Origin of the sequence: Geobacillus sp. CAMR5420, from assembly GCF_000691465.1 — a bacterium.
Lineage (GTDB): Bacteria > Bacillota > Bacilli > Bacillales > Anoxybacillaceae > Geobacillus > Geobacillus thermoleovorans.
Genome location: NZ_JHUS01000090.1, coordinates 1 through 5,134, shown reverse-complemented (window position 1 = coordinate 5,134; position 5,134 = coordinate 1). Strand labels below are relative to the sequence as shown.

The 5,134-nt window shown below is 39.0% G+C and carries 3 protein-coding genes and 1 pseudogene; all 4 read left to right on the top strand.

Annotated elements, in window-relative coordinates; all coding sequences use genetic code 11:
- Nucleotides 1–388: 388 nt before the first annotated feature.
- Nucleotides 389–718 (top strand): annotated as a pseudogene (locus tag DI44_RS00050) (UPF0236 family protein); the annotation flags it as partial.
- A 1,108-nt stretch (nucleotides 719–1,826) separates the two neighbouring features.
- Nucleotides 1,827–2,564 (top strand): class I SAM-dependent methyltransferase, encoded by a 738-nt coding sequence (locus DI44_RS00055; protein ID WP_021322585.1) that lies wholly within the window; start codon nucleotides 1,827–1,829, stop codon nucleotides 2,562–2,564.
- Nucleotides 2,565–2,566: 2 nt separating this feature from the next.
- Complete coding sequence (locus DI44_RS00060; protein WP_025038984.1) at nucleotides 2,567–3,907, top strand: radical SAM protein; 1,341 nt, start codon at nucleotides 2,567–2,569, stop codon at nucleotides 3,905–3,907.
- Nucleotides 3,908–4,424: 517 nt separating this feature from the next.
- On the top strand, nucleotides 4,425–5,134 hold a 710-nt coding region (locus DI44_RS00070; RefSeq protein ID WP_033026769.1), incomplete at its 3' end, for an IS1634 family transposase.

The following is a 5,134-nucleotide window of genomic DNA, read 5'->3' as shown; positions in this document are numbered from 1 at the left end:
GATGGGCCGCAAAGGACGTCTGTGCTGGGCTTCGTAGTCCGCCAACAGCTTCCGGTAATCAAGGGTTTCCGGCACATCGATGATCGGAAGGTCATCGACTTGAAGTTTCCGGTACGGTTTTTGGATGGGTTCGTCCAAGTCCTCGAGATTCAACGATTTTCCCAATATCACACCCATCTAATACACGATAATTTGATATTGGGTCTTGATTATTTCAAGCAAATAGGCTAATCATTGAGGTAACAAAGCTTGTCACTCCTTTGTTTTGGCTGTTGGGTGTCGTTACCTCAATGATGGCGGAAAACAACGGGGGTGGTAAGCTTTTTTTGTTCAACCGTTGAAACCCAAGGAAAAACCGTGAGTGTGGAGGATAAACTTTTGACAATACCTGTATCCGATGGGGAGGGCTGAAAGCGTGATGAGCCAGTTGGCGTATCGGGTGAAATACCGCCGCAGTTGGACCGACAAGGGACTCAGGGCGTTTTTCAAGGCAATGATTGCCCGGATGGATGGGATTCGTCTTTTCGGACGTCGTTTCGGAGAAGGATCGTCGCATCCGGCGGAGGAAACGACATCCACTAAACAGACGGTCGTGAACAAGGCGAAACAACGCGTCCGCCGTCTTTGGCCTGAGATCACGCGGAATAACGTGCCATATTTAAAGCAATCGTCCGGGACACCGATCTATCATGCCCTGTCTGAACTCAAGGCATGGTAAAAAAAAGGTATACATATCGATCTGCCATGGCAAGGGATGAGAATTCAAAAGCGCTTACGGACTAAATTCAAAAAATGGTTTGCCAACCTATGATTTACACCTGTTTTCAGCGAATCAAAAAAGTTTCCACAAAGTCTTGACTGACTCTTAGTAATGATCCTGCTTGACATTTTTGAAAATATAATTACTAAAATTCAAAAACATCAAAAATCATAGAGCAGATGTATTTTCATGAGTGGAAAAATCATAGTTCGACAAATGGGATAGCTGTAATAATGGTTTGACCTGTTTAATATGTTTGGACCACTGATCAAGGGATGTTCACTTACAGAAAGCTGATCTGAAATCAGAACAAACAATGATCCCTACAACAGATGAGAAAAATGCTACGACATTTATCTCCCACTGATACACATGTAACGTAAAGAGATGCTTATGATTGTCGATGAACTCATTCAGCAAAAGTGAGGATCAACTTATATCCTTTGTGGAACAAGCGAAATCTTGCATGGGTTAAATCTGTGCATGGAATCGGAAAGAATGTTCAAGCCTTTATTCGAAGAATCAACCAGAACCCAGAACGAACGATCGATCATTTGTGAATTCAATTTTGTCTTCATGGGCAGTCATGGCGCCGGGAAATCACGAAAGTTTCGGGAAATGGAAATATAGACGGGTGAGGCAAGGAAACAAGAAGTTGAGGTTACACCTGGTGTGGGGTGCTCGTGCCATGGCCCGAACGAAAAACACCCATTTATCCGTGAAGTATCATCGGATCGCTAAACGAAGAGGAGTAAATCGGGCGAGTATCGCTGTGGGAAGAACGATGTTACAAATCCTCTACGTCATTTTAACCAGAAAGGAACAGTATAGAGGTATAGAGAGTTTGGAAACCTACTACTGGGATTGGTAGCGAGAAACGAACCTAGTGTGTCAAACGATGAAGCAATTTAGGGGGATAGGGTATCAAGTGAAACTGGAAAAAACGAGTGCGCATTATCGGTAAACCATATATACTGAAATTCTTTCTTTTAAAACCTACTTCTAATGGTTAGGTAGAGATCGTTCTTGTCTTTTTCGAGTTTTCAGGGTAGGAGGAGAGCAATTATTGGATATTAAAAATGATTTGAATCATTTTTTTGAGTATACTTCTTACCAAAATGCTTATGGACTTTTATACAGCCAAAAAACAGGAAAACAGGTTGCATTTTTAAAGTCCATGCTTGATACTCTTCCAAAAGAGAGTAAAATACTTGATTTATGTTGTGGTAACGGAAGACATCTTTTTTCTATTAGAAGACTAGGCTTTGATGTTATTGGCATAGATTCACATTACGAAACAGTAGCCAAAGTCAAGGAAACCGATCCCGCTGCTAATATTATGTTCTGCGATGCACGTTTTATGAATTTTATTGAAGTCTTTGATTTAGTCTACTGTTTAGAAACATCTATTGGTTACTTTAACGATGAAGAAACCATTAAAATTTTCGGTAAAGTTTATAATTCTCTAAAATATCAAGGGATATTTATTGTGCATGTTTTTAACAGGGAGTTGTTATTGAAATATTTTGAGGACAGTTCATATTTTTATGATATTTTCCACCAGCCAATTTTTGAAAGCAGGGAAATCGATTTATTAAATGGACTATTAAAAATTAGACAAAAAAGAAATAATAGCAATATAAAAGAATACCACCTTGATTTACGAATTTATACTGCTGTTGAATTAAAAAATATGTTAAGTACTGTTGGTTTTAAAATAAGCAATGTTTATGGTGATTTTGATAAATCACCGTTTTCAATTAATAGCCCTGAGTTAATTATTATTCTAAAAAAGGAAGGATAGAAATGTATAAAAAATATCGCAAATCACGTTACACAATTAAACATGAGACTCAAGAAGGTACTTTAATCTTATTTAACACTTTTTCTGGAGCTATAGCAACAATTGAAGATGTAAAAACAAAAGAAAAGGTTAAAACTATTTTACGGGAGGGGTTATTATGTGAACCTGCAAATGAATTAGAAACAGAGTTAATTAATCAACATTTTTTGGTACATCATTCAACCGATGAAAATCGATTAGTAGATTTAATGAGAGATATGGAAAAAAATCGAAAGGATCACTATGAATTAATTTTATATTCTACAGAAGAATGTAATTTTAGGTGTGTTTATTGCTTCGAGAAATTTTTAAGGGGGGAAATGCCGAAAGAAATTCAACAGGCTATTATTAAGCATATTTTACGAAAAGCACCTCATATTAATAGTCTAAATATTGCTTGGTTCGGCGGGGAGCCATTAGAAGGTGTAAATGTAATTAGGAATATTAATAAAGAAGTTAAAGAAATATCTAAAAAATTCGGATTTACATTCAACTCTGGAATTACAACAAATGGATACGAACTCGATGAAAATCTATTTCGTGAATTGGTAGATTTGAATATTATCCAATATCAAATCACTTTAGACGGGCCGAAAGATACCCATGATACACATAGAATACTTAAAGATGGTGGTCCTACTTTTGATCGTATTATAAACAATTTAAAAAGTATTCAAAAGACTGATTTAGAGTTTAAAGTTTTAATCCGCTCAAATTTCGATAAAACCAATAAGGATAGAATGCAAGAATTAATAGAACTGCTTTCAGAGTTTTTGAATGGAGATGAACGTTTCCAATTATATTTTAAACCTGTGCAGAATTATGGTGGAACATCTGCTAAAGATCTACCACTATATGATCCAAAAGAAAGTTTTAAAGTTATGAGTGAGGTTCAAAAACGAGCACATTGTTATTTTCCGACCTCCACTGAATTGCTAAGTTCCCTTGACCCAATGGGAAGTGTTTGTTACGCTGGTCTTCCGAATAGTTTTGCGATTGGGGCAGATGGAACTATTTATAAATGTACTTTAGAATTAGATGAGCCTCTGAATCAATTAGGGAAAATTAGAGGAGACGGAACTTTTGATATTGATGAAGATAAACTTACCTTATGGATAACGGCAGATGCGAAAGATGATAGGCAATGTAACTCTTGCATTTTAAAGCCAACTTGTCAGGGAATGCATTGTCCACTAATTAGAATTAAAGAACAAAGGAGTCCTTGTCCACCTTTAAAGAAGGGAATTCGAACAGCCCTTGAATTAGTTACTGTTTACGCTGGAATAGACATAAAAAACGATTAGTTGTACTGATATACCTTATTTACCAAGCTTCATACCATGTAATCTTCAAATGCATGATTAATTTAGCTTTTCCGTGAAAATGCACGTGCTTGGATTGGTCATTTTCATGCCCGGGTGGAGGGCAAAACGTTGCCCATGGATCTTTTCCGTGAAAATACGCACACCTTGATTAGTCATCTTTATGCCTGAAAGGAGGTGAGATAAATGAAATTGATCAAGAGGAAAAAAGTGGCTGATTTGACAGAAAAGAATATAATTATAAACCTGAGATGTAGTTGCTCGTAGTCAAACAATTTGATCTTTGTAGTCAGAATAATGATAATGCTTATTTTGTTCTCAAAAAGTCTGGAAAAGTCTTTTTGAGAACTCACATTTCGCACCCTCTCGGCAAAAATCGAGAGGATTTTTTTGTTCCGCCTCACATTTCGCACCCTCCCGACGAAAATCGGGAGGATTTTTTCATTCCGATGTCGAATGAATCCTTGACACACAAGGAACGTAAAGGAGTTTTTCTCTCATGAATGTGAAAGTCAAAGGGGTCTATCGTAATGATTATTTGAATATAATAAGTGTTCTAGTCAAAAAACTGGACCTCCCCCACTTGATTGACCATCCTGTGCCCGTCGATCCACAGTGCCAAACGCGAGTCAGCGATGCCGTTCAGGCCATCCTTTACAATCTATTTGACGGCCGGCAAGCCCTTGTTCACTTAGAACGATGGGCTCAGGAGATCGATCTAGAGAAACTCATTCGTCCCGGTCTCCATCCTTCCTGGTTGAACGACGATGCCTTGGCCCGTCATCTCGACCGCTTGTATGAGGCCGATATTCACAAGGTCATCAGCACTTGCTTGATTCACATTTATCACAAAGAAGGCCTTTCCCTCCGAGCCTTTCACGCCGATACGACAGACAAGACGGTTTACAGAGCCTATGAATCGGCCTCGTTAGAGGCTCTGCAGATCACACATGGCTACAACCGCCATCAGCATTGGCAAAAACAGATCGGCTTCGGACTGGTCGGCAACGAGGATGGCATCCCGTTTTACGGCGATGTGCACGACGGCAACCTGTCTGATAAAACATGGAATCCCGAGGTGCTGTCCCGTGTCCATGAACAGCTGAAGCAAGCCCACCTCGACGACGAATGGATTTACGTGGCCGATTCCGCCGCGATGACAAAAGACACCTTGGCGCAGACGAAAGCCGCCAACGCCTTTTTGATCAC

Excerpts from the sequence above, each read along its gene's own strand:
- DI44_RS00060 (WP_025038984.1), top strand. The coding sequence starts at position 2,567 with ATGTATAAAAAATATCGCAAATCACGTTACACAATTAAACATGAGACT.